This window comes from Clostridium autoethanogenum DSM 10061, assembly GCF_001484725.1.
GTDB classification, from domain to species: domain Bacteria; phylum Bacillota; class Clostridia; order Clostridiales; family Clostridiaceae; genus Clostridium_B; species Clostridium_B ljungdahlii.
The window spans coordinates 2,211,115-2,233,963 of the sequence record NZ_CP012395.1 but is presented as its reverse complement, the minus strand read 5'-3'; the positions used below and the strand labels follow the sequence as shown (position 1 = coordinate 2,233,963).

Genomic DNA, 22,849 nt, shown 5'->3' with positions numbered 1-22,849 from the left:
TAAAGATAATTCTAAAATAGATATAACTAATCTTTTATCTACTTATTAGTTGTACAATTTTAGTAACAAATGATAATAAGGTTTTAGTGAATACTGTGGTATAGTCTATCCAATAAAGCTAGTATCTATTAAGATATTTATAAAGTAGTAAAAAATATAATATTAATATTTCCAAAGGTTTTAAAATAGTAAATAAATTTGAAATAAGAGGTTGATTTAATAACGAATGTAGATAAAATACAACAAAATAAAAGATAAAAACAATAGATAACAATAAAATATGTTGACAACAAACACTGACAAATATATAATATGTATGTAAACGAGTACAAAACATTTAATTATTGGGAGTTCTAAAAAGAGGTGTTAAATAAGATGAGATTTCACATAGCAGTAGATATAGGGGCATCTAGTGGACGTTTAGTATTAGGAAAAATGGTAAATAGTAAAATAGTCATTGAAGAGATCCACAGATTTGAAAATAAAATTATAAGAAAAGATGGAGAGTATTTTTGGAATATAAATAATTTATATAACAATATAATAATAGGACTTCAAAAAGCTGCTAAGTTAGGAATAGATAAATGTACATTAGGAATAGATACCTGGGCAGTTGATTATGTTTTACTTGACAAACATGGAAATAGAATATCAAAAGTTTATTCTTATAGGGATGAAAGAACAAAAAATGCTATAGAGGAATTTTCAAAATTCATGTCACTTGAAGAAATATATAAAAAAACGGGGATTCAATTTTTAAATTTTAATACACTGTATCAACTTTATGTACATAATAAAGATGAACTCAAACAGGTGGAAAAAATATTATTAATTCCAGACTATTTATACTATTTACTTACGGGAAATTATATAAATGAGCTTACAAATGCCTCAACAACACAATTATTGAATTTGGAGACCAAAGAATATGATGGGGACTTATTAAATATTTTAGGGCTTAAAAGAAGCCAATTTGCAAAACTAATTCAGCCTGGACAAAATGTTGGCAGTATAAAACAAAGTTTAAAAGAGAAGTATAACCTTCCAGAATGTACACTTATATCGGTTGCAACGCATGATACAGGATCGGCAGTCCTTGGAGTACCAGGATGTGATAAAAATTTTGCTTATTTAAGTAGTGGAACCTGGTCTTTGCTTGGCGTAGAAATGAATAAGCCGATAAATAATAAAGCTGCATTTGAAAATAATTATACAAATGAAAGAGGAGCCTTTAGCACCTACAGATTTTTGAAAAATATAATTGGGTTGTGGTTAATACAGGAGGTGCGTAGAAATTATAATAACAAATACAGTTTTTCGGAATTGGTTGACGAAGCTCTTAAAGTGCAAGCTTTTAAATATATTATAAATTGTAATGATTGTAGATTTATAAAACCTGAAAACATGATAGAGGAAATTCAGAGGTATTGTAAAGAAAGTGAACAAAATGTTCCTCATACTGCAGGTGAGATATCAAGGTGTATTTTCGACAGTTTAGCTCTTACTTATAGAAGATCGATTGAAGAGCTGGAAGAAGTAACCGGAAATAAAATTAATACTTTGAATATAGTTGGTGGTGGAGTGCAAAATAAGCTTTTGTGCCAGACGACCTCAGATGTTATAGAGAGAGAGGTAATAGCAGGTCCGGTGGAATCGACGGCACTTGGAAACATAATAGTCCAAATGATATCAAGTTTTGAAATTCAAAATATTACCGAAGCCAGAAAATTAGTTAGGCAATCTTTTAAGATAGATGAATATAATCCTTGTAAAGTTAAAAATTTAAGTGGTATATATGAAAAATTCTTAAAATTGTGTATTTTAAAATAATTTATGGAGGTAAGAATATGAATCAGAGTATATTAACGAGATATAGTGAGGCTAGAAAATTATATGGTAAATATGACATTGATGTGGATAAGGTTTTGGACAAGCTATCCAAAATAAAAATATCGCTGCACTGTTGGCAAGGAGATGATGTCAGAGGATTTTTAAACAAAGACCAAGAATTAACTGGAGGAATATCAGTTACAGGAAATTATCCTGGAGCAGCTAGAAACGTATTAGAACTTAGAAATGATATAGAAAAGGCACTTGCATTAATTCCTGGAAAGCATAAGGTAAATTTGCATGCAATATATGCAGACACCCATGAAAAAGTTGAACTAGATGAATTAGAACCCAAGCATTTTGAAAGCTGGGTTAAATGGGCTAAAGAAAATGGACTGGGACTCGATTTTAATCCCACATGTTTTTCTCATCCAAAATCTGAAGATGGATTTACACTAAGTAATCCTGATAAAAAAATTCGAGATTTTTGGATAAAACATTGTATGGCATGCAGGAAAATAGGAGAGTATTTTGGAAAAGAACTTGGACAAAAATGTGTAACTAATATTTGGGTGCCAGACGGATATAAGGATACTCCAATAGATAGGTTGGAACCGAGAAAGAGATTGAAGGATTCTTTAGATGAAATATTTTCTCAGAACGTAGATGAAAAATACAATTTGGATGCAGTTGAAAGTAAAGTATTTGGGATAGGATCAGAAAGTTATGTAGTTGGTTCTCATGAATTTTATATGGGATACGCAATTAAAAATAACAAGGCAATATGCCTGGATGCTGGACATTTTCACCCAACAGAAACTATCTCAAATAAAATATCATCAGTTTTGATGTTTACTGATGAACTGTTATTACATGTAAGCAGACCAGTTAGATGGGATAGTGACCATATAGTTATAATGAGTGATGAACTTGAAGAAATTGCTCATGAACTTGTTAGAAATGATTTAATAAAGAGAACTCATATAGGATTGGATTTCTTTGATGGAAGCGTAAATCGTATAGCAGCATGGGTTATTGGAGCAAGAAATATGATAAAGGCACTGCTTAAGGCTATGCTGGAACCTACAGAATTATTAAAGAAATTGGAATTAGAAAAAGATTATACTTCAAGAATTGTGTTATTAGAGGAATTTAAATCATATCCATTTTCCGATGTATGGGATTATTACTGTGAAAAAATGGATGTCCCTGTACGTGAAGAATGGTTTGATGAAGTAAAACAATATGAAAAGGATGTATTAGTTAAGAGGAAATAGTTGAAAGGAATGATTACATTGGATAACAAATGCTGTAATAATAAAATATTAGAAGCTCCATTTTTAAAAGAAATGATGAAAGTTACTTATAATATGTGGAGAATGGGATGGGATGAACGAAATGGAGGAAATATAAGCTATTTGCTTTATGATGATGAAGTAAGTAAATATATTGATACAAATAAATTCACAAGGGAAATCAAATTATCTTTCCCGGTAAAAGAATTGGCAAACAAGATATTTTTAGTTACAGGAACAGGTAAGTATTTTAAAAATGTGATTGATTCTCCAGAAACAAATTTGGGAATAGTAAAGGTTTCAGAGAATGGAAATAGTATATACGTTCTTTGGGGATATGAGGATGGATCAAGTCCTACAAGTGAGCTGCCAGCCCATTTTATGAGTCATATAGAAAGGTTGAAAATTGACAAAAATCATAGAGTAGTTATACATACACATGCTACAAATGTTATAACTATGACATTTGTTCATGAATTGGATGAAGCAACTTTTACTAAAACATTATGGAAAATGTGTACGGAGTGTCTTGTTGTATTCCCAGATGGTGTTGGTATATTACCGTGGATGGTGCCCGGAAGTGATGAAATAGGAAGAAAAACTGCTGAAAAAATGAAAGAATATCGTCTAGTTATATGGCCTTATCATGGCATATTTGGGACAGGTTCTACTGTAGATGAAGCTTTTGGACTAATTGAAACTGTAGAAAAGGCAGCAGAAGTTTACGTTAAAGTTCATTCATGTGGTCAGATTAAACAAGAATTAACTGACGAACAGTTAAAAGAGCTTGCAAGGGAATTTAAAGTTATCGTGAGAGATGGAATATTAAAATAAAAACGTTTTTTAGAAAAATTATTTCATGAGAACATATTTTATTTTGGAAGATGTTCTCATGAAAGTGTAATAATCAATAATTTTAATAAACGGGGAGGATGTTATGTAATGGAAGTTTCTGAAAAAAGAAAACACTGGAGATGGACCATATCAGCAGCTTTGGCTAATTACTTGGATTCAGGCTCTATTGTATCTGGCGCAAGTGCATTGACTCTTTGGGCAGCCCAATTTCACTTGAGTAATACAACTGTTGGACTATTAGGAGCTATAAGTTCTAATGCAATATCTGCCGGGGTAGGAGCACTTATAGGAGGAAGAATCTGCGATAAGTTTGGAAGAAAAAAGATATATGCTTATGATCTTTTAGTATATATAATAGGTATGTTTATATTGGTTTGTGCTGTAAAACCATGGATGTTGTTTTTGGGATATATAGTGGCTGGATTGGCTGTTGGAGCAGATATACCAGCATCATGGACATTAATTGCAGAGCAGGCACCCGCAGATTCAAGAGGAAAACATGGAGGTTTGGCACAAGCTTTGTGGTCACTTGGACCTGTTTGCACATTAGCTTTATCATTTATATTAACTCCTTTGGGTATATGGGGAGCTAGAATAGTATTTTTACATCTTATAGTAATAGCATTTATAACATGGTTAATGCGTCATGATATGTCAGAATCTCAGACATGGGAAGAAGAACAGAAAAAGTTAAAGAACATAGATAAAAGTGAAAAAGTTAGTGTATCCAGCTTATTTAAAGGTCAAAATTTAAAGTCAATTATTTTTCTTGTAGCTATGTATGGATTGTGGAATTTGGTAGCAGGAACTGGAGGATTTTTCTTACCATATATTCTTCAAAATTTTGGATCCCAATCCCAAGCAACTAGTGTGGGACTTCAATGTCTGGAATTTGCAATATCTGTATTTACAACAGTAACTATATTTATGCGTTTTAGCGATAGTTCCAAAGGTAGAAAGTGGACATTTTTTATAGGGGCTATAGTAAACGTTACCTCTATGGCGTTGTTTGCATTCTTCAAATTAAATTTTGTTATTTCTCTATCATACGTTATACTTTGGGGCATTGGACAGGGTATGGCACAGCAGCCATTTTTTCAATTATGGTCAAGTGAACTTTTCCCTACAAGATTTAGATCTACAGCACAGGGAATTATGTTCTCAATTGTACGTATTGGACTTGGATTTTGGAGTTTCTTCGTACCAACATTAGCAACATTGGGATTTCAGGGATTAGCTTTAACCATGACTGCTTTCTTATTAGTAAGTATGATAGTTGGCATAGTATTTGCCCCTAAGACATCTGGTAAGAGCTTAAAACAAATTGAAAAAGAAATGAATATGTCTATATAGTATAATGTAAATATTATAGGTGGGGGATTGTTATATGATTAGAAAAGTTTGTAAAATGAAGTTATATAAGAATTGTTATGATGAATATAAAAAAAGGCATGATGAAATATGGCTTGAAATGAAAGAAGAATTAAAAAAGCATGGCTATGATAATTATTCTATATTTTTAGATGAGGAAACAGGATATTTGTTTTCATATGTTGAAGCTAGAGATGAAAAATCATACAATGAAATGGCAAATACTGAGATTTGTCAAAAGTGGTGGAAGTATATGAAAGATATAATGGAAACTAATGAAGATAACAGTCCTAAAAGTGTAGATTTGAAGAAAATATTTTATTTACCTTAAATGTGATATTTTGAGCCTAGATAGCATAAAAGTTATTCTAGGCTTTATTTTTGTATAGTGAAATTATTTACAAGGAGCATTTTAGCTTGTGAGGCTATTCATAATAGAAGTTTAACTTTATGAAATCTTTAAATATGTTTTAATTATTTTTAATAACACGAAAAAGTTTTTACTTGATATAGATTTTCTTGTTATGTCAAATAAACTTGCGTACAATTTCTAATATATAAAAGGTATATGTCATTTTGAAATATAGAAACTGATTTAAACACAGTAAATTTTTGTGACATATCCCAAATTGAAATAAATTATTTAATATTTCAAGTATGGTATTTCAGTAAAATAGCCATTTCCTTATAATTAATTTTTGGCATGGATATTGCTAAATAGTTATGTGAGAAAACTTTTACAAGTAGTAATAAAAAATTCATAACAAAACATTAATTTTTAGGAGGAAGAAAAAATGGCAGTAAAAGATTTTATAGACACAAATGATTTTACAAAGGAAGAATTGATGGATATTATTAACTTATCCTTAAAGTTGAAAAGATGTATCAAGAATGGATATTATCCACAGTTACTTAAACATAAAACATTAGGAATGATCTTTCAACAGAGTTCAACTAGAACAAGGGTATCTTTTGAGACAGCAATGGAACAACTTGGTGGACATGCCCAGTATTTAGCTCCAGGTCAGATTCAATTGGGAGGACATGAAACTATCGAGGATACAAGCCGTGTTTTATCTAGATTAGTAGATATTCTTATGGCACGTGTAGACAGACATAAGAGTGTAGTTGATCTTGCAAAAAATGCTACAGTACCAGTAATTAATGGTATGTCTGATTACAACCATCCAACCCAGGAAATGGGAGACATTTGTACTATGACAGAACATTTACCAGAAGGAAAGAAATTAGAAGATTGTAAAGTTGTATTTGTAGGAGATGCTACTCAGGTATGTGCTTCCTTAATGTTTATTACAACTAAATTAGGAATGCATTTCGTTCAATATGGACCAAAAGGTTATCAATTAAAGAAAGAACTTACTAAGATTGGAGAAGAGAATTGTAAAGTATCTGGTGGTTCATTATTGATTACAGATAATGAAGATGAAGCATTAAAGGATGCAGATTTTGTTTATACTGATGTTTGGTATGGTTTATATGATGCTGAACTTTCTAAAGAAGACAGAATGGCAATATTCTATCCTAAATATCAAGTAACTAAAGAGATGATGGCAAAAGCAAGCCCTAATGTAAAATTTATGCATTGTCTACCTGCAACAAGAGGAGAAGAGGTAGTAGATGAAGTAATAGATGCTGATTATTCTATCGTGTTTGATGAAGGCGAAAACAGATTGACAGCTATGAGAGGATTACTTGTATATTTCTTAAACCAAAATGCAAAAAAAGAAGATAAAGTTGCACAAATGAAGGCTAGAGCTGAATTGGAAGTAGTTCTAAATTCTATTGGCTAGTAGGAATAATTATCTATAGAAATTTGTACAAATAAAGGAGAAAAAATATGTCAAGAATTGTAATTGCCCTTGGGGGAAACGCTTTAGGAAAAACTCCAATAGAACAACAAAAAATGATAGATAATGCAGCTCCATCTTTAATTGGATTAATCAAACAGGGGCATGAAATAATTATAAGTCATGGCAACGGCCCTCAAGTAGGAATGATTAGTCTGGCACTTGATATTGCTTCAGCTAATAATGATAAAGTTGCAAAGTTTGAGCTACCAGAGTGTACGGCTATGAGTCAGGGATATATAGGGTATCATTTGCAAAAGGGGTTAAAAAAAGAACTAAAGAAGCAGGGAATGCCATGGCATGTGGCAACTGTAGTAACACAAATGTTAGTAGATAAGAATGACAATGCTTTTAAATGTCCTACAAAACCAATTGGAGGATTTTATTCAAAAGAAGAAGCATTAAAGATGATGGAAGAAGACCCTAAATTAGTAATGAAAGAAGATGCAGGCAGGGGTTACAGGCAGATGGTTGCATCCCCTAAGCCAGTTGATATTGTAGAAAAGGATTCTATATTAAACTTGCTTGACCACGAATTTATAGTAATTGCTTGTGGCGGCGGTGGTATTCCTGTTGTCTTAAATGATAATGGTGATTATGAAGGAATTCCAGCAGTTGTCGATAAAGATTTTGGTTCTGCGAAATTGGCAGAACTTGTAGATGCAGATTATCTGTTTATTTTAACAGCAGTTGATCGTGTTGCTATCAATTATGGAAAGCCAAATCAGAAGGAGCTAAAAGAAATATCCGTAGAAGAGGCAAAAAATTTAGCTAGTGAAGGCCATTTTGCACCAGGAAGTATGCTGCCTAAGGTAGAGGCTGCAGTTCAGTTTGCCACTAGTAAAGCCGGGAGAAAATCAGTAATTGCTTCTTTAGAAAAGGCACCACTTGCTATGAAAGGCCTTAGTGGTACAGTAATTACTTTGTAATAAGATCTATTAAAACATTTGCTAGATTAAAAGTACCATATAAAATTCCAGGTTGGAAATTTATATGGTACTTTTTAATACTGCCTAAATATAATTATTAGTTTTTCTTATAGTAGTTAATCTTTTTAAGGTTCTTATTTAAATTATTTGAAATCTCTTTTAAATTTACTATTTCTTCGAGGATTCCCTCAATTGCTTTTGCCTGATCGTTTATGCCATCAGATATGTAAACATTAGCACTGTTGACTTTGTCAAACTTTTCAATTATTTTATTGTTATAATTAAATAGTTCGTTTTCCGATAATTTATTATTTCTTATATCATTGGCATTTAGTTCATGTAAAATATCTAATGACAGATTAAACATACTATTTATCTCTTCTAATTCGTTATCAAGATTATCCATATACTTTTTAATAAGTTTTGTATCAGGGCTTTTTGTATTATTTAAGCATACAAGTTTCAGCTTATTAAAATTGTCAGTAACTTTTCTAATTTCTTCATTGAAATTGTCAACTAAGTTTTTAAAACCAGTATAAGTTTTTTCAAGGTTTGTTGTATAATTATTTTTATTTTTTCTTATAGTTTCTATAGTAAAATTTCTTATGTTTTCATAGGTATAAACCATTTCCTCAACTATTGATGTAATTACTTGAGCAGATAAATTTACTTTATCTACTAAAGAGTTCAATTTCTCTGCTTTTAATTCAATTTCTCTGGAATTTTCAGAAACTATTTTTATTAGAAAGCTTATGTTCTTATTCATAGTGTTAATAGTATGAGTAAAATCTTTTATCTCCTTGATTTTAATAATAGATTCATCAAAGTCTGAGGAGAAATCACCCTTTGAAACTTTTAATACAAGTCCATTCAATGATTTTATAACCTTATTTATAGGTTTAACAGAGAAATAACTAATAAATATTCCAATTAAACAGGTTAGTAAAAACAATAAAATAAATGTTATAAATATTTTATGTTTTAAATTTATTATTTGCTGTGCTGATATATCTACTCCGATTAAAGCTACTACTTTTCCCTTGGAATTATAAAGAGGAGCATATGCTGAATAAAATGTGCCCTCAAGGTCAGTAATAGGAGTATCTAAAACTGTAATTTTTCCATTGTAGTATGCGGACTTCATTTTATCATTAAACATATAGTCTTTCATAAAGGTTGATTGTGCATCATAGGAAGCAAGTACAAACTTTGTATGTGAGTTATCTGATTTTATCATAGTATATACATCAGACACATTACTTTTACGTCTAAAATCTGTAAGAATATTACACATATCTTTATATTGCTGTGAGGTATCAGTAGTTATTTTTTCGTGTTCGTCTCCATTTATAATATACTGAGATGCTACTGCAACTTTTTTTAGGGCATCTTTTGTATCATTTATCATTATATTTGTACAATATACATAATAAATTACTGATGTTAATGCTACACATAAAATTATTATAAATAAGAATCTTTTTATTATGTATTCATAAAATGTTATTACTTTGTCAGATTTAAGCTTCGATTTTTTCATTCTATCCCTCCGGATCTTCTAGTGTATTTAATATTGTGATACTCTTATAATAATGTTAAATGTAGTTATTTTCAATAAGAATATAGTCCCATTGAGAATAGAATAGGTAAATGTTATGAGTTAAATACTCATAACATTTACTTAAAAAAGCTATTCAATCTAGGAAATACTTTTAAAGCATTTTTATAAAAAATATAATCATAAAATTTTTCATCAAAAAGGGACTTTATAAGTTCAACATAATTTTTTATAGGTACCAACGGCCAGTCTGTTCCAAATAGAAATTTTTCGTACCAATTTGGAATAACTTTAATAAATGTAATTCCTCTTTGAATATGCTGGATAAAATACTGGTCATTTTTAAATGCCTCAATATCATTTTGATTGCCTACTAGAAGTCCTGAAAGATCAGTGTAAACATTGGAATTTTTATATATCACTTCAGCAGCACTCATTATCCAGGGGTTTCCAAAGTGAGCAATAACAAAATTTATATTTCTATGGCTTACTGCAAGTTCATCTATGTGTATTGGATGAGAATATTTTACAAGGGCTTTGCTTGAATATGGGTCACCGCCATGGATGACAACTGGTATTTTATAAGATGAAGCTAATTTATATATAGGGTCGTATATTTTGTCCCAAACATAATAAGGATAATATCCCGGATAAATTTTTAATCCTACTACTTTACTATTTTTAATTCTTTTTTCAATTTTTGATAGTTCTTCATCATTTAATTTTTGTGGATTAATTCCTAAACAGTAAACTAGATTATCGGGTATTTTTTCTTCAAGATCTAAATCCATAGGATTATCAGAATTTAAATCTGGAAATCCTCCAATTTCTTTTTCTGTTAATCCCATACCTATGCCAATGATTACGTGGCTTTTTTGAAATTCCTCCTTTAATCCTGTACTGGAGTAGTTTACGTTTGATAAGTTTAAGGCTGTTTCTTTAAAACTATTAATATTTGAAAAATGTAAATGTGAATCAATTATTTTCATTTAAATCACTCCTTCAAATTAAATAATAAAGCATAAACTATACCAAATGATTAAGTAAAGTATAATTAAAAGTGAATTTTAATGTTTGTAGAAATTTGTAGAAAATTATGATATTATAAAGCTAATTAGAAGAAAAGAGTGATTGTATATGTTCATTTTGAAGTATTATGATGAAAAAAATGCTTTCAATAACAGTATTCTTGATAAATATATCAATATTATGAATATGTATGATAAAGGCGTAATATTTTTTGATTTAATCAAAAATACAGCTTACTTCAATGAAAAATGCAGAAATATTTTTAATACTAATAGTGGTATGAGCGAAATTGGAAAGTTTATAAATGGTATAGAAAAAGATTTTTATGAAGATGATAGAGAAAATAAAGAAGTAAATTTCATAGGTTTAGAAACTGATATTACATATACGATTAAGCATTTAATAGAAGAAAAAAAAGTAAAATATGTTTTATGTACTATTGAAATGAAATCTAATAAAAGAAACATCAGAAAAAGTAATTATATTTCTAAAATCATTGGTGAAAGCGATGTCATGTTAAATCTCAAGGCGAAAGTTAAAATAGTTGGAAGATACGATTCTACCATTCTTTTATTGGGACAGACAGGTACGGGAAAAGAACTGTTTGCAAAAGCTATTCATGATATTTCACCAAGGAGGAATAAGAAGTTTATAGTAGTTAACTGTGGTGCTATACCTGATTCACTTCTTGAGAGTGAACTCTTTGGTTATGAAAAGGGAGCCTTTACAGGTGCAAACTCCAATGGAAAAGTTGGAAAGTTTGAAGAAGCTGATGGAGGAACAATTTTTTTAGATGAAATAGAAAATATGAGCCAGTTTATGCAAAATAAAATATTAAGAGCTATAGAAGACAGGAAAATATGCAAAATAGGTTCAAATAAAGAAGTCGGTGTAAACGTTAGAATAATAGGGGCAACAAATATAGAGCTTAAAAAGATGGTAGAGGAAGGTAAATTCAGAAAGGATCTATATTATAGATTAAATGTAATATGCTTTAAGATTCCCAGCTTGATAGAAAGAAAAGATGATATTTTTCTCATAAGTGATTATTTAATTGAAAAGTATTGTAAGGTGTTTAAAAAAAATATAATTGGCTTAAGTCCTAAAGTTAAAAAGTTATTTAATATTCATAAGTGGGAGGGTAATGTAAGGGAACTTAGAAATGTAATTGAATATGCGATGAATTTTGAAAACAGCAAGTATATAACTGAGGCAAGTTTGCCAGATGAATTTATAGGAGAAAATGAAGTAAAAATAGAGCCAAAAGATATTATATCAATTGAGGAAATGGAAAAAGAAATACTTAGAAAAACATTAGACTGGTTTGGGTGGGATGAAGCCGGAAAGATTAAAGCTGCAGAAGCTCTTGGAATAAGCAGATCATCAGTTTACAGAAAAGTTATAAAGTATGGTCTTGAATATAGTGTAAACGATATTTCAAATTGATATGTCAAATTGAGATGAATTTATAATTTAATATAATGAAAAGCCTTATAAATCATATATTTATAGGGCTTTTTTATTTGGTATAAATGTTGCTTATAAAAAGTATTATAAGTTTATAAATTAAAAATTAAGTTAAAAAGGGATGTTGTATATGTTTACTTTAAAATATTATGATAAAAAAAATACTTTTGATAACAGTATTCTTGATAAGTATATTAATATCATGGATATGTATGATAGAGGCGTAATATTTTTTGATCTAATTAAAAATGCAGCTTACTTCAATGAAAAATGCGGAAATGTTTTTGATACTTATAGTGATATGAGCAAAATTGAAAAGTTTATAGATGATATAGAAAAGGATTTTTATAAAGATGACGAAAAAAATAAAGAAGTGAAGTTAACTGACCTAGAAGACAGTATTACATATACAATTAAACATCTAACAGAAGAAAAAAAAATAAAGTATATTTTATGCACTGTTGAGAAAAAAGCAAATGCAGGAAATAGTAAAGAAAGAAAGTATCTTTCTAGAATTATTGGTGAGAGTGATGTTATGTTAAATCTCAAGGAAAAAGTTAAAATAGTTGGGAGATACGATTCTACCATTCTTTTATTGGGACAGACAGGTACGGGAAAAGAACTGTTTGCAAAAGCTATTCATGATATTTCACCAAGGAGGAATAAGAAGTTTATAGTAGTTAACTGTGGTGCTATACCTGATTCACTTCTTGAGAGTGAACTCTTTGGTTATGAAAAGGGAGCCTTTACAGGTGCAAACTCCAATGGAAAAGTTGGAAAGTTTGAAGAAGCTGATGGAGGAACAATTTTTTTAGATGAAATAGAAAATATGAGCCAGTTTATGCAAAATAAAATATTAAGAGCTATAGAAGACAGGAAAATATGCAAAATAGGTTCAAATAAAGAAGTCGGTGTAAACGTTAGAATAATAGGGGCAACAAATATAGAGCTTAAAAAGATGGTAGAGGAAGGTAAATTCAGAAAGGATCTATATTATAGATTAAATGTAATATGCTTTAAGATTCCCAGCTTGATAGAAAGAAAAGATGATATTTTTCTCATAAGTGATTATTTAATTGAAAAGTATTGTAAGGTGTTTAAAAAAAATATAATTGGCTTAAGTCCTAAAGTTAAAAAATTATTTAATATTCATAAGTGGGAGGGTAATGTAAGGGAACTTAGAAATGTAATTGAATATGCGATGAATTTTGAAAACAGCAAGTATATAACTGAGGCAAGTTTGCCAAATGAATTTATAGGAGAAAATGAAGTAAGAATAAAGCCAGAGGGTATTGTGCCAATTGAGGAAATGGAGAAGGAGGTGCTTAGAAAAACACTAGATTGGTTTGGATGGGATGAAGCTGGAAAGATTAGAGTTGCAGAGGCTCTTGGAATAAGCAGGTCATCAGTTTATAGAAAAATTGCTAAATATCATCTCGAGCCCCCCGACATGATTAATATTTCTTGATAAAGATTAGTATGTTATTATATTTAAAATTAGTATGAAAAATATAATAACATGCTAATTTTAATTTTTTGTACAGTAAAATACAATTAGATTACGTTTCATTTTATATTTAAAGTATATAGTTTTATCATATATTTCAATATGAAATGCATTTTTAAATCCAGAAACCTAGATATAATACGGTGTTTATATATTTTTATGTCACTTTGACATGATTTTTTAAATTAGTATAAAAAAAAGGCTTGAATTGGCGCGATTCAAGCCTTTTTTTATTGGCACGAAGATTGCTTAATAAAAATATTGTAAACATTTAAATGTAGTAATATGAAAAATAAAATTTAGGACCTAAAGATAATCTAGATTATGCTATTTCCGGAATGTAGTGTAATGAATAAAGGTTATGTAAGACAATATGTAAACAATTTATAAGAACAAGAAGTGAAGAGAAAATTAAAGTAGGAAAGGAGAAATTTAAAATGGATAGTGATAAAAAAAAGTTTAGGATGTTTGATGTCATTTTAACAGTTATATGTGTAGTATTTGTAGCAGAAGCAGCTGCTCCTGTAGCTGCAATTGGAAATCAGCAGTTTTTTTGGTGGATATTACTTATAGTGGCATTTTTATTACCTTATGGATTAATAGCAGTAGAACTTGGTACGACTTATGAGGGACAAGGAGGTATGTATGATTGGGTAAAGAGAGCTTTTGGAAATAGAATGGCATCTAGGACAGCTTGGTATTACTGGCTTAATTTCCCACTGTGGATGGCTTCTTTGGCCGTTATGATACCTCAAATTTTACAAATAATTACAGGGGCTTCAATACCAACATTGCCAACAATTATAATAGAACTTGCATTTATTTGGATTGTTGTATTTATTAGTTTTTATCCAGTAAGTGATAGTGTATGGATTCTTAATGGAGCAGCAGTTCTAAAAATGCTTTTGGCACTCACACTTGGAGGCCTAGGAATTTATGGCGCTATGACACATGGTGTGGCTAATGCATTTACAGTAAGGTCCTTTTTACCAACTTTGGATATGAAGAGTATATCACTTATTTCAGTAATAATATTTAATATGCTGGGATTTGAAGTTGTATGTACTTTTACAGATAGCATGGAAAACCCAAAAAAGCAAATTCCACAGGCAATTATTATCGGTGGTATTGTTATAGCTGCAATTTATATATTTTCAAGTTTTGGTATTAGTGCTGCAATACCTACATCTCAAATTAGTACAAGCAGTGGAATGATTGATGCTCTTCAGATATTGACGGGCCAAAAAACTGGGATGTTTATTGGAGTTATGGCTTTTATATTTATGCTTACATTGTTTGGAAATATGATTTCATGGTCATTAGGTGTTAATAATGTAGTTCAATATGCGGCAGAAGATGGAAATATGCCAAAAGTATTTATTGGAAAAAGTAAAAAAAATGGTATGCCTATAGGAGTATCTATAATGAATGGTATTGTTGCAACTGTTGTTGTTGTAATTGCACCATTTATACCTAATCAAGATTTATTTTGGAGCTTTTTTGCCTTAAATTTAGTTATGTTTTTATCAAGCTATATACCAATGTTTCCAGCTTTCTTAAAGCTTCGTAAAATTGATTCTGATAAGGAAAGACCATTTAAGGTTGGTGGAAGTAATTTTGTTATTAAACTAGCTGCATATGCTCCAATGACAATAGCTATAATAGCTATCATCTTGACGGCTATACCATTGTCTGCAGACGATATTGGATCAAAATTGCCAATTACAATAGGAGCTATTATAGGTTATGTAGTTGAAGAAATTTTTATAAGAGTGAAAAAAATTAAAAATGAAGAACTAGTAAAGCAAAACCAATAATTAACATAAAATATTGATCTAAAATTAGGAGGGTTATAATTATGACAAAAAGAATTGAAGGAACAACACCAAAACAGGATGGATACAGAATGCCTGGAGAATTTGAAAAACATACAAGGACTTGGATGTTATGGCCAGAAAGACCAGATAACTGGAGAGATGGAGCAAAACCTGCACAGAAAGCATACGCTGAAGTAGCAAAAGCTATCAATAAGTTTGAACCAGTTACTATGTGTGTTTCTAAAGAACAATATGCAAATTGCCGTGAGCAATTACCATCAGAAATTAGAGTAGTTGAAATAGCAAGTAATGATTCTTGGATCCGTGATTGCGGTCCCTCTTTTGTAATTAATGATAAGGGTGGAATTAGAGGATGTGACTGGGAATTCAATGCATGGGGTGGCCTTGTAGATGGACTTTATTTCCCTTGGGACCAAGATGACTTAGTAGCACGTAAGGTATGTGAAATTGAAGGAATTGATACATACAGAACTACAGGTTTTGTATTAGAAGGAGGTTCAATCCATATAGATGGAGAAGGTACAGTAATAACAACTGAAATGTGTTTGTTAAGTGAAGGTCGTAACCCTCACATGAGTAAAGAAGAAATAGAAAAAAAGCTTTGCGATTACTTGAATTGTGAAAAAGTAATTTGGGTTAAAGATGGTATTGATCCAGAAGAAACTAATGGACACATTGATGATGTAGCTTGTTTCATACGCCCTGGAGAAGTAGCTTGTATTTATACAGACGATAAGAAAAATCCATTCTACGAAGAGGCACAGGCAGCATATAAAACTTTATGTGAAGCAACAGATGCAAAGGGACGTAAATTAAAGGTTCACAAATTGTGTTTACCAGAAAAACCAGTTACAATTTCAGGTGATTTTGCTATAGATGCCATTGAAGGAACTATGCCAAGAGAAGACGGAGACATTTGCATTGCTTCATATATGAATTTCTTAATTGTAAATGGTGGAGTTATTGTTCCTCAGTATGGAGATGAAAATGATGCATTAGCATTGAAACAGGTTCAAGCTATGTTCCCAGAACGTAAGGCAGTTGGAGTTAATACTCGAGAAGTAGTATATGGTGGAGGAAATATTCACTGCATTACACAACAACAGCCAGCAGTTTAAAATGTATTGAGAGTTTATGATACTAGAATCACAAATGTAGAGAAAATGTAAAATAGAATACCTTTTCAAATTGACCCAGTGGAATGATTTAAATTTAAAGTTTCACTGGGTATTAATTTAAAAAAGTACATGAAATGAACTTAGTCCGTTAAGGAGGAAGGTTTCGAGTTGAAGAATAAAATCATAACAAAAATAGTTTCTACTATAGTAGTTTGTTTTATTTTAGTTGCTATTATAGTAGGTGGTGTCAGCGTTATAAAATCAACGCAGGTAATTAAATCGGAAGCAATTGACAAGCTGTTGAATATAGCATCCAGTAAAGGAAATGAGTATTCTATACAACCTGCCAAAATGGAAAACACAGTTAGTGAATTGTCAAAAGCAATTCTGCAGAGTATGGATGTTTCAAAGATAAATGATACTAATTATATGAATGAATATGAAAATAATATAGGGCTACTAATGAAAAGCTTAGGTGAGAATAATAAAAATATAGTAGATTTATATATGAATTTTGATCCAGATTTTACAGGAGGACATGAAACTTATGATATAGGATATGAATATGACAATGTGAAAAATCAAGGTAATATTAAATTAAATTTATACACACTTGCAGACTATAAAAAGGGTGATAGTAAGATGTCCTGGTATTATGATCCTATTAAATCAAGGAAAGGACTATGGTCTAAGCCCTATGTTGATTCTTTAAGAAACATAAATGTGATATCATATACTGCACCTATATATCTTAATAATGTACTAGTAGGGGTAGTAGGAGCAGATATGTCTTTTGAGAGCCTAAAAAGCTTGATATTAAATACAAGAGTGTATGATACTGGCAGGGCATTTTTGTTAAGTAGCGACTATACTTTTATAGTTGATAAAAGCATAACATCTAAATATAATTTAGGTACTATGAATGGCGGAAAGTATAAAAGTGTAATAAGTAAAATAAAAAATAATAAGTCATCGGTTATTGAAATAAATTTTGAAGGGCAAAAAATGTTATTTGCATATTATACCGCATATAATGGGCAAATTGTAGGGCTTATTGTTCCTAATAAAGAAGTACTTAAGAGTTTAGATAATACAATATATACAATTTTAGGAGCTATTATAATAGGAATAATATTTTCAACAGTTGCTGCGTTATATATGGGAAAAAGAATATCTAAACCAATAGAAGTGGCAACTGATTTTATTACTAAAATGGCCAAGTTAGACTTAACAAAAAATGATTGTTCTAATTTAAATATTATAATATCTAATAAAAATGAAATAGGTATTATGGGAAACAGTTTGGAGCTACTTAGGAAGGAACTATTAGAAACAGTCCAAACGATAAAGCAACATTCCACAGAAATTGTACAATATTTGGATTGTATGGCTGTGTCTTCATCACAGACAACATCTTCTATTGCTGTTATTACGAAAACTATTAATGAACTAGCCAAAGGAACTAGAGAACAAGTAGATAAAATACAAAATAGCTTTTCCAAACTAAATTTACTTGCTAGTAATATAGAAAAATCCGTATTAAGTATTTCTAATCTTGGAAAGTATTCAGAAGAAATGAAAAAGATGCAGGCACAAGGTTGTGAATCTATTGAAGTACTTAATGAGAATTTAAACAAAAATGATAAGATCTCAAAAAATTTAGGCGGTAATATAGACAAGTTATGCAAAAAATCAAATTTGATAGGTGAAATTATGTCTACAATTAATTCTATTGCGGAGCAAACAAATCTTTTAGCTTTAAATGCGTCTATTGAGGCGTCTAGGGCTGGAGAAAGTGGTAAGGGGTTTGCAGTTGTTGCAGATGAAATTAAGAAACTTGCAGATAGTTCTCTTGATGAAACTCGTAAAATAGGCAAGATATTGAACGAGATACAAGAAGAAATAGCTTTAAATAAGGATAATATGGATGAAGCTAAAATTACTGGTAGGGAAGTGAATAAGTCAATGGTATTATGCATGAAATCATTTCAATTTATCGGTAAATCAATTTCTAATACTATGCTTCAAATTGAAGACTTAGAATGTACTATTAATGAGGTTAATGAAGGCAAAGATCATTTGATTAGGTCTAATGAAGAAATATCTGCAATAATAGAAAAGTCATCATCATCAACAGAAGAAGTTGCAGCAATAATGGAGGAGCAAGAATCAGCTGTTGAGAATATAGTTGAATCTATAGAGAAAATAAATACATTGGCAGTAACTTTAGATGGCATAGTTCAGAGGTTTAAAATTGTTTAAAAGATTAAATTCCCAGTTTTATAAAATTTTCAATGTAAAGCTAGGATGTAATTTGACAGAGAAAAATTACAGGTTTTAAATATAGAAACATCCACTTGTCTATTGTAGCAATATTTACAGTAGGCTAGGGATGTTTTTTTTGTGTCACAAAAAGTAATAATAAGAAATTAAATAGAACAAACTAGTATATGGACTTATACATGAGAGGTGTTTTGTTTGAAATATAAAAAGAACAAGATAATCCATTTTTTTATATTTGGAAGTATTTATTTAAATGTAGAAATAATTTCCAGAGCATGCTGTGGTGCATTAACAGGTTTTAGTGGTATCTGTAAATGGAGTTTATGCGGATGGACTTCCCTTTGGATGTTTCCTATAGGAGGATTATGTGCTGCATTAATTGGAAGTTTGAATGATAGACCTGAATATTATAATTTGAAAATGTGGCAGCAGGTTATAATGGGAGGTTCTTTAATTTGTATAGTGGAACTACTTACAGGAGTATTTTTTAACTTATATTTGCATTTCAATTTGTGGGACTATTCACAAGAGAAATTTAACTTTATGGGACAAATATGTTTAAAGAACAGTATTTACTGGTATGTATTAAGTATTGTAGTAATATGGTTTGATGATGTTTTATCTTACTATTTTTATGAAGGAGAAAAACCATCCAGCTTATTAAGTTACGTTGTAAAGTTAGTTAAGTTGCAATAAAATAAATTTATATATGATTTTTAACTTAGTGTATACAATAGTAGAAAAGAATTTTCGCTTTGTATATAATCAAAATTTCAAATTCTTCAATATATTTTTAGCATTTTTTATACATTTTTTAAATTGTGTAAGTTTAATTACTTTTTTTAGAATTTCTATTACTTCAGAGGAATATATCGGTTTAACAATGTAATATTCAATTCCAAGAGAATATGATTTGGCAATAACTTCTTTATCCTTTATTTGTGAAACTATGATGATTTCGCCGCTAAACAAATTAGTTAATTTGTACAATCTTTCAAGGCTGCGGTTAGCAGGCTTTGATAGTTCCATAATAAGTATATCTGCTTTTTCGTAATTCAACAAATGGTTGCCTTGAATAATTTTACCTAAGCCATTATTTTCAATAATTTCAGCTAATGGACAATAAACTTCTTTATTATTACTTACAATAAGAAAATTCATAGCATCACCTTTTATAGTACCATACTATAAAGTAGTTTAACCGCTACAGTTAAAGACATGGTAATAAAAATAGGCTTTATGAGTTTAGAACCTTTCATTAAAGCGATCCTTGTCCCAAGATTTGCACCTATTATCATGCATAGTGCGATGGGGATACCTATCTTATAATTAATTTCTCCCCTTATTGCAAATACGAGTACAGAAGCAACATTCCCTATAAAGTTCATTATTTTACAATTTCCGCTGGCTCTTACAAAATCAAATTTGTATATGCTTACAAGTCCGAAAATTAAGAAAGTACCTACACCAGCACCTAGAAAACCATCGTAAAATCCTAAAGATAAAGCAAGAATAATGCCTAAACATATATTCTTTGGTGATATATGCTTAAATTTATCTTCAAGTCCTATATTTTTAGAAAATAAGCTGTACAACCCTACAAATAGTAATAATATAAGCACTATTACATTAAGGTAATGTGATTTTATGCTAAGTACAACATTTGCCCCTAAAGTAGCCCCGATAAAACTAAAAGGAAGTAAATACTTTAGTATTTTAAAGTCTACCTTTTTAGATTGAGTAAATTTAATTGGACTGGATAATGTTGAGCAGCAAGAAGTAAATTTATTTGTACCTAATGCTAGGTGAGGAGGAATTCCCATTAGTAAAAAAGCTGGCAAACTTATTATTCCACCACCTCCAGATATAGAATCTACAACAGCTGAAAAAAAGCATATTATACATAAAAAAATTAGGTTGTTAGTCATTGATATCCCCCTAATATAAATAAATATTTTATGAATGTAATGTGGTTAAATTTTCATGTGTAATTATAACAAAGAAGATTACATACAAAAAATATATAAAAAGTATTACAATTATATTAATAAAATATAACTATAATTTGGGAAGTGATTATTTATATGGACATCAAACAGTTAAAATATTTTCTTGCAATTGCAAAAGAGAAAAATATAACGAAAGCTGCTGAAAAGCTATATATGGCTCAACCTCCACTTAGCTATCAATTGAAATTACTTGAGGAGGAGTTGGGTGTTAAGCTTATAGAGAGAAATACTCACAAAATACAATTAACAGATGTAGGCAAGAGATTACAATACCGTGCCCAGCAAATGTTAAAATTAATGGAAACTACTGAAAAAGAATTAAAAGATATAAATGAAGGTCTCCAAGGAACATTATCAATTGGTACAGTACCATCTTCAGGAGCAGCACTTTTACCAGATAGAATTCAGAAATTTTATAAAAAATATCCAGGCATTGATTTTCAAATATGGGATGGAGATACTCATAGAATATTAGATTTACTAAAGAGTGGAATAATAGAAATTGGAATTATACGAACACCATTTAATGGAGAAATTTTTGAATCTATATGTTTACCAAAGGAGTCAATGGTAGCTGCTAGTAGCAGTTTAAATTGGAATGAAAAACAGAATTATATGGAGATGACTGAGCTTGCAAATAAATCTCTAGTAATAGACAGGAGATTTGAAAATTTTATAGTTAAGGCATGCCGTAAGGAAGGATTTGAACCTAAAATTATTTGCAGAGGAGATGATGTCAGGTCAATATTATTGTGGGCAAGTACTGGAATAGGAACAGCTATTGTACCTGAGGCTGCTATTGGACTTATTCCCAATTCAAATTTGAATTATAAGAAAATTGAACTAGTTTCTGTAGAAACACAGACAGCTATAATATGGATGAAAAATCAATATTTGTCTTCAGCAGCCAGACACTTTTTAAAAACATTTAAGGTGTAAAATTATTTAATATTTTACTACTGTTAAAAGCATTTTGAATTTTTCTACAGCTTTTAGTCCATGAGGGATGTCAGAAGGCATTATTATAGTTTCACCTGATTTTAAAATAAAAACATTACCACCTATTGTAATTTCAGCTGTGCCATCTAGTATTTGAACCATAGCATCGCCAGAAGTCACATGCGTGCTTATACCTTCACCTTTGTCTAGTGAAAATAAAGTAATATTTGAAGTAGGAATTTGTGCTATAGTTTTGCTTATAACCTGACCTTCTTGATAAGAGATAAGATCTTTTAAATTAAGCACTTTTGAAAATTCTATGTTCCTCATTAAATTGTTCATAATGTTACCTCCTAGAAATTTTAATTATAGTATAAGCTTGTTTTTGGTAAAAATACGTACCATAAGATACCATATATAATAATTATTTTTTAAGGGATTATTAAGATTAATAGACTAAAATCATCTATAATCAATACTTATTTTGTTTCAAAATTAAACAATAATGAATATGGTAGGGATATAAGATGATTCTAAGTTTATTAGGTAGAAAAAAACAATTTATAAAATATGCTACTTCAGGAACTTTAAATACGATTATAACATTGGTTATTTATAATTTACTCATTAAGGTTAATGTTGATTATATAGTTTCAAACACTATGGCGTATATTTTTGGAGTTGCCAATGGATTTGTCTTAAATAAGATATGGGTATTTAAAGCTGATGGGAGAGTAAGTGCTTTACTTACGAAATTTGTTATTGTAAATTTAATTTCACTTATTTTTAGTACTGCAATTTTATTTTGTCTGATCAACAATTTATATATCAATGAAATATTAGCTCAGGTGATAGCAACTATTATTACTGGAATAGTTAACTATATATTAAATAAGTTATGGACATTTTCTTGAACATATATTAATATTTTGCTTCTTTATTAATAGATAGAT

At 30.0% G+C, this 22,849-nt stretch carries 20 protein-coding genes; 15 read left to right on the top strand and 5 right to left on the bottom strand.

Annotated elements, in window-relative coordinates; genetic code table 11:
* Window positions 1-375 precede the first annotated feature (375 nt).
* The 7 genes from rhaB (at window position 376) to arcC (ending at window position 8,148) form a co-directional block, all read left to right on the top strand.
* Window positions 376-1,830 carry a rhamnulokinase gene (rhaB, locus tag CLAU_RS10155; RefSeq protein WP_013240825.1) on the top strand — a complete coding sequence of 485 codons (1,455 nt, stop codon included), beginning with the start codon at window positions 376-378 and terminating at the stop codon, window positions 1,828-1,830.
* A gap of 17 nt (window positions 1,831-1,847) precedes the next feature.
* On the top strand, window positions 1,848-3,107 hold the full coding sequence (gene rhaA, locus CLAU_RS10150; protein ID WP_013240824.1) for an L-rhamnose isomerase: 1,260 nt from the start codon (window positions 1,848-1,850) through the stop codon (window positions 3,105-3,107).
* A 9-nt stretch (window positions 3,108-3,116) separates the two neighbouring features.
* Window positions 3,117-3,959, top strand: coding sequence for a rhamnulose-1-phosphate aldolase (rhaD, locus tag CLAU_RS10145; RefSeq protein ID WP_029170184.1), 843 nt, complete (start codon window positions 3,117-3,119; stop codon window positions 3,957-3,959).
* Window positions 3,960-4,067: 108 nt separating this feature from the next.
* Window positions 4,068-5,333 carry an MFS transporter gene (locus CLAU_RS10140; protein WP_013240822.1) on the top strand — a complete coding sequence of 422 codons (1,266 nt, stop codon included), beginning with the start codon at window positions 4,068-4,070 and terminating at the stop codon, window positions 5,331-5,333.
* Window positions 5,334-5,367: 34 nt separating this feature from the next.
* Window positions 5,368-5,682, top strand: a complete 315-nt coding sequence (gene rhaM / locus CLAU_RS10135) for an L-rhamnose mutarotase (RefSeq protein ID WP_013240821.1) — start codon at window positions 5,368-5,370, stop codon at window positions 5,680-5,682.
* A 463-nt stretch (window positions 5,683-6,145) separates the two neighbouring features.
* Window positions 6,146-7,162: a putrescine carbamoyltransferase gene (gene ptcA / locus CLAU_RS10130; RefSeq protein ID WP_013240820.1), complete on the top strand. Its 1,017-nt coding sequence runs from the start codon at window positions 6,146-6,148 to the stop codon at window positions 7,160-7,162.
* Between the two features lie 47 nt (window positions 7,163-7,209).
* Window positions 7,210-8,148, top strand: coding sequence for a carbamate kinase (arcC, locus tag CLAU_RS10125; protein WP_013240819.1), 939 nt, complete (start codon window positions 7,210-7,212; stop codon window positions 8,146-8,148).
* A 97-nt stretch (window positions 8,149-8,245) separates the two neighbouring features.
* Here the strand turns inward: arcC and CLAU_RS10120 are convergent, their stop codons facing one another.
* Together CLAU_RS10120 and CLAU_RS10115 are read right to left on the bottom strand one after the other, a co-directional pair.
* The gene (locus CLAU_RS10120; protein WP_013240818.1) at window positions 8,246-9,688 is read right to left on the bottom strand and encodes a HAMP domain-containing protein; all 1,443 of its coding nucleotides are present in this window, start codon (window positions 9,686-9,688) and stop codon (window positions 8,246-8,248) included.
* A gap of 137 nt (window positions 9,689-9,825) precedes the next feature.
* Entirely contained in the window at window positions 9,826-10,695 is an 870-nt protein-coding gene (locus CLAU_RS10115; RefSeq protein WP_013240817.1) for an amidohydrolase family protein, read from the bottom strand.
* A 148-nt stretch (window positions 10,696-10,843) separates the two neighbouring features.
* Between CLAU_RS10115 and CLAU_RS10110 the strand changes: the two genes are divergently transcribed.
* The 6 genes from CLAU_RS10110 to CLAU_RS10085 all read left to right on the top strand — a co-directional run bounded on the left by CLAU_RS10110 (window position 10,844) and on the right by CLAU_RS10085 (window position 19,644).
* Entirely contained in the window at window positions 10,844-12,181 is a 1,338-nt protein-coding gene (locus CLAU_RS10110; protein WP_058893781.1) for a sigma-54 interaction domain-containing protein, read from the top strand.
* A gap of 151 nt (window positions 12,182-12,332) precedes the next feature.
* Window positions 12,333-13,670 carry a sigma-54 interaction domain-containing protein gene (locus CLAU_RS10105; RefSeq protein ID WP_013240815.1) on the top strand — a complete coding sequence of 446 codons (1,338 nt, stop codon included), beginning with the start codon at window positions 12,333-12,335 and terminating at the stop codon, window positions 13,668-13,670.
* A gap of 476 nt (window positions 13,671-14,146) precedes the next feature.
* Window positions 14,147-15,526, top strand: coding sequence for an APC family permease (locus tag CLAU_RS10100; protein WP_013240814.1), 1,380 nt, complete (start codon window positions 14,147-14,149; stop codon window positions 15,524-15,526).
* Window positions 15,527-15,567: 41 nt separating this feature from the next.
* Complete coding sequence (gene aguA / locus CLAU_RS10095; protein WP_013240813.1) at window positions 15,568-16,665, top strand: agmatine deiminase; 1,098 nt, start codon at window positions 15,568-15,570, stop codon at window positions 16,663-16,665.
* 168 nt (window positions 16,666-16,833) lie between these two features.
* The gene (locus CLAU_RS10090; protein WP_013240812.1) at window positions 16,834-18,927 is read left to right on the top strand and encodes a methyl-accepting chemotaxis protein; all 2,094 of its coding nucleotides are present in this window, start codon (window positions 16,834-16,836) and stop codon (window positions 18,925-18,927) included.
* Window positions 18,928-19,143: 216 nt separating this feature from the next.
* Window positions 19,144-19,644 carry a putative ABC transporter permease gene (locus CLAU_RS10085; protein WP_013240811.1) on the top strand — a complete coding sequence of 167 codons (501 nt, stop codon included), beginning with the start codon at window positions 19,144-19,146 and terminating at the stop codon, window positions 19,642-19,644.
* A gap of 69 nt (window positions 19,645-19,713) precedes the next feature.
* Here the strand turns inward: CLAU_RS10085 and CLAU_RS10080 are convergent, their stop codons facing one another.
* Together CLAU_RS10080 and CLAU_RS10075 are read right to left on the bottom strand one after the other, a co-directional pair.
* Window positions 19,714-20,109 carry a response regulator gene (locus CLAU_RS10080; protein ID WP_013240810.1) on the bottom strand — a complete coding sequence of 132 codons (396 nt, stop codon included), beginning with the start codon at window positions 20,107-20,109 and terminating at the stop codon, window positions 19,714-19,716.
* Between the two features lie 11 nt (window positions 20,110-20,120).
* A complete protein-coding gene (locus CLAU_RS10075; RefSeq protein ID WP_013240809.1) occupies window positions 20,121-20,876 on the bottom strand; it encodes a sulfite exporter TauE/SafE family protein in 756 nt (251 codons plus the stop codon).
* A gap of 156 nt (window positions 20,877-21,032) precedes the next feature.
* Here CLAU_RS10075 and CLAU_RS10070 point away from each other — a divergent pair, with 156 nt between their 5' ends.
* Window positions 21,033-21,896: a LysR family transcriptional regulator gene (locus CLAU_RS10070; protein ID WP_013240808.1), complete on the top strand. Its 864-nt coding sequence runs from the start codon at window positions 21,033-21,035 to the stop codon at window positions 21,894-21,896.
* Between the two features lie 6 nt (window positions 21,897-21,902).
* Here the strand turns inward: CLAU_RS10070 and CLAU_RS10065 are convergent, their stop codons facing one another.
* A complete protein-coding gene (locus CLAU_RS10065) occupies window positions 21,903-22,238 on the bottom strand; it encodes a cupin domain-containing protein (protein WP_013240807.1) in 336 nt (111 codons plus the stop codon).
* Between the two features lie 185 nt (window positions 22,239-22,423).
* Between CLAU_RS10065 and CLAU_RS10060 the strand changes: the two genes are divergently transcribed.
* Complete coding sequence (locus tag CLAU_RS10060; RefSeq protein WP_013240806.1) at window positions 22,424-22,810, top strand: GtrA family protein; 387 nt, start codon at window positions 22,424-22,426, stop codon at window positions 22,808-22,810.
* The last annotated feature ends 39 nt before the right edge of the window (window positions 22,811-22,849 follow it).